This window comes from Pseudofrankia coriaricola (assembly GCF_032027725.1).
GTDB lineage: Bacteria > Actinomycetota > Actinomycetes > Frankiales > Frankiaceae > Pseudofrankia.
Genome location: NZ_JASNFO010000188.1, coordinates 1 through 3,039, shown reverse-complemented (window position 1 = coordinate 3,039; position 3,039 = coordinate 1). Strand labels below are relative to the sequence as shown.

Sequence of the window (3,039 nt, the reverse complement as noted above, 5' to 3'; positions counted from 1 at the left end):
GGTCGACTCCATCCCGACCCGGGTCACCCCCAGGGAGGTCAGCCAGTCCCGCAACGCCAGCAGCTCCCGGGTCGTGGCCCCGAACGTGTGCAACTGGACCTGGGCAGACCCACCCGGCCGCTCGGTGACCCGCACACAGGCCACGATCTCGTCCTTGTGCACGTCCAGACCGGCGCACCGCGCCACCTGCGCTTCCATCAGACCCCCAGACGGTCGTCCCGACAGGACAGGGCGGCCACCCGGGGGGATCCGATGATCAAAGAGTCTAGAGGTCGCGCTCGAAGCAGCAGTCCCACGTGCCTGCAGATCCCCACGTCACACTATCGACCTTGAATTCGTGGGGTGAGCTTCGGGTTGTGGGGTAGCCCCGAGGTATGAGGTATGCCGATGGTGGCGGGTTGACGGATGCGGACCGTGCCCGCCGTGAACAGGTCCGTCTGCGGGCCGCGGCGATGTTCGCTGATGGCCTGCCTGCGCCGCAGGTCGCCGTGCGGCTGCGGGTGTCGAGAAAGTCCGCCTACGCCTGGCAACAGACCTGGCGCGCCGGTGGGACGGAGGCGTTGCGGTCGAGTGGGCCGGCGTCGCGTTGCCGGCTGGACGACGAGCAGCTGGCCCGGCTGGACGACGAGCTGGATCGCGGGCCGGCTGTGCACGGCTGGACGGTCGACCAGCGCTGGACCCTGTCCCGGGTCGCGCTGCTGATCGAGGACCTGTTCGGGCAGTCCTACACGCTGACCGGGGTCGCCAAGCTGTTGCACCGGCTGGGCTATTCGGCGCAGCGCCCGACGCAGCGGGCGGTCGAGCGCGACGAGAGGGCGGTCGCGACCTGGCAGCGGGACGGGTGGCCGCGGGTAAAAGAACGGCCGCGGCCCGCGGTGCCTGGATCTGTTTCCTCGACGAGACCGGCCAGTCGCTGAGACCGCCGAAGGGACGGACCTGGGCGCACCGTGGCCGCACCCCGATCGTGGCGGTCTCGGCGCGGCGCTCACCGCGGGTCGCGATCATCGGCCTGCTGTGTCTGCGCCCCGGTCACAGACCCCGGCTGCTCTACCGGCTGCGGGTCCACCGAGGCCGTCGCGGCGAACCCAAAGGGGTCACTCCGTCCGACCTGACCGGGCTGCTGCGCGCCGCGCATCACCAGCTCCCCGGCAAGATCACGGTGGTGTGGGACAACCTGCCCGCCCACCACGCCGCGCTGACCCGCACGTTCGTCGAACACCACGCCGACTGGCTGGACGTGGCCTGGCTACCGGCCTACGCCCCCGAGCTCAACCCCGCCGAGATAGGTTTGCCGAACTACGAGGTGCGTATCCAGTCATGATGTCTGGTCTCCTTGCTGGTGCTGCTGGTGCTGCTGGTGCTGCTGGTCGGCTGGTCGGCTGGGTTGTCGGTCCAGCGGCGGCGGTTGTGGTAGCCGGCTGGGAGCTGGTGCAGGGCGCGCAGGCGTTCGACCTCGCCCTGGTCGGCGGTGATGATCCAGCGGTAGGGCGGTCGGCTGTCTTGCTGTCCGGTAGCCCAGCCGCGCCGTACCCAGGTGTACAAGGTCGCCGCTGGCATCCCGACCTGGCGAGCGAGGGCGGTCAGCCACCATTGGTCGGGGCCGAGACTGCCCTGGTCGGTGCGGCGGTCGTGGTCCAGGCCGGGGCGCAGGCCCAGGCGGCGGACCAGGTGCTGGATCTCGCCGACGTGGAAACGCTCGCGCAGATGGGGCGTGCGGAACCCGTCGGCGGCGAGCTGGTCGGCGACCGCGGCGTTGTCCAGGCCGGCCGCGACCAGCTGTCCGAGCCGGGTGAGCAGCGCGGGGTGGTAGGACAGCTGGTCGATCCGGGCCACCGGGCGGACCAGGTCGGCGTGGGTCTGGTGGCCGCCAGCCCAGGTGATGGTGGCGTGCACCTGCTCGCTGGTGCCCGCGGCGGTGACCGTGACCTGGTCGACCACGGCGCGGATCAGTCTCTTGCGGTCGGCCGTGGTGGTCGTCGGGGCCGACCACAGCGCCGGGATGTCGGCGGCCAGGGCGCGGATCGCGGCCTGTTCGGCGGCGGACAGGCGGGTGGGGTGCTGGCGGGCGAACCGCGCGTGGTCCTCGGCGAGCTGCGCCCGGGCGGCCAGCGCCTGCTCCCACTCGCGCTCGAGCTGCCTGACCACCAGGCGGTTTTCGGGTTCGGCCAGCTGGTACTGGCGGCGAGCGCGTTCGGCGGCGTACTCGGCGCGCTCCCGGCGCTGCCGCCAGATCCGGTCCACCTGTACTCGGTGCGCCTCGATCTGCTCGGCCGCGCGCAGCGACACCTCCAGCGCCGCTGGTGCCAGCGCGTCCAGCACCTGGGAGACGACATGGCCGTCCACGCAGCGCCCGGCCATCTGCTGGCAGCGCGGTTCGCCGTAGGTGTGGTGGCGTCGCTGACAGCAGTAGCGGTGGACCGGTCCGTCGGCTCCGGCCTCGTAGGCGACCTGCATCCGCTGGCCGCAGCGCCCGCAGACCACCAGCCCGGCCAGCAACGCAGGACCGTCCCGCGCCGCCCCCAGGCTGTCGGCCCGCGCCCGGTTGGCGGCCATCCGGGCGAGATTCCGCTCGTACTGCTCGACGCTGATATAAGCGGGCAGCGCCCCTTCGATACGCACCTGCCACTGCCCGGCCTGCAGGCCGCGGACCCGTCCGGAGTGCTCGCGACCGGGTCGCCGCCGGGACGGTTCGGTGCGGCTGCGACCGTAGGCGTAGATCCCCGCATACGCCGGATTACGCAACATGTTGACCAGGCCCTGCTGGTGAGGCGGACGCCAGACCACCTCACCCTTGCCCGGCCCCGACCGCTCCCGCATCCCGATCTGCACCCGATGCTCGACCAGGAACCGCAACATCGCGTGCACGGTGCCCAGCCGCTCGAACAGCTCGAACACCAGCCGCACCACGGCCTGGACCTGCTCGTCCGGATCAAGGGCGACCTCGCCCGAGGGACGGCGCACATATCCCGCCGGCAGCGGCACCGCCAGCTCCCCGCGGCCCGCCCTGGCCAGCCGCCCCGCTGTCATCCGCTGCCTAAG

At 71.9% G+C, this 3,039-nt stretch carries 3 protein-coding genes and 1 pseudogene; 2 read left to right on the top strand and 2 right to left on the bottom strand.

Going from position 1 to position 3,039, the window contains the following annotated elements:
- A pseudogene (locus tag QOZ89_RS46955) lies at positions 1-198 on the bottom strand (IS110 family transposase); the annotation flags it as partial.
- Between the two features lie 200 nt (positions 199-398).
- Between QOZ89_RS46955 and QOZ89_RS46950 the strand changes: the two are divergent.
- Together QOZ89_RS46950 and QOZ89_RS46945 are read left to right on the top strand one after the other, a co-directional pair.
- The gene (locus tag QOZ89_RS46950; RefSeq protein ID WP_312630389.1) at positions 399-917 is read left to right on the top strand and encodes a winged helix-turn-helix domain-containing protein; all 519 of its coding nucleotides are present in this window, start codon (positions 399-401) and stop codon (positions 915-917) included.
- Entirely contained in the window at positions 842-1,321 is a 480-nt protein-coding gene (locus QOZ89_RS46945) for a transposase (RefSeq protein WP_312630388.1), read from the top strand. The genes QOZ89_RS46950 and QOZ89_RS46945 overlap by 76 nt, the downstream gene beginning before the upstream one ends.
- Here QOZ89_RS46945 and QOZ89_RS46940 read toward each other — a convergent pair.
- Positions 1,297-3,039 (bottom strand): recombinase family protein (locus QOZ89_RS46940; protein WP_312629392.1); only part of this gene is annotated, 1,743 nt, incomplete at its 5' end. The genes QOZ89_RS46945 and QOZ89_RS46940 overlap by 25 nt on opposite strands.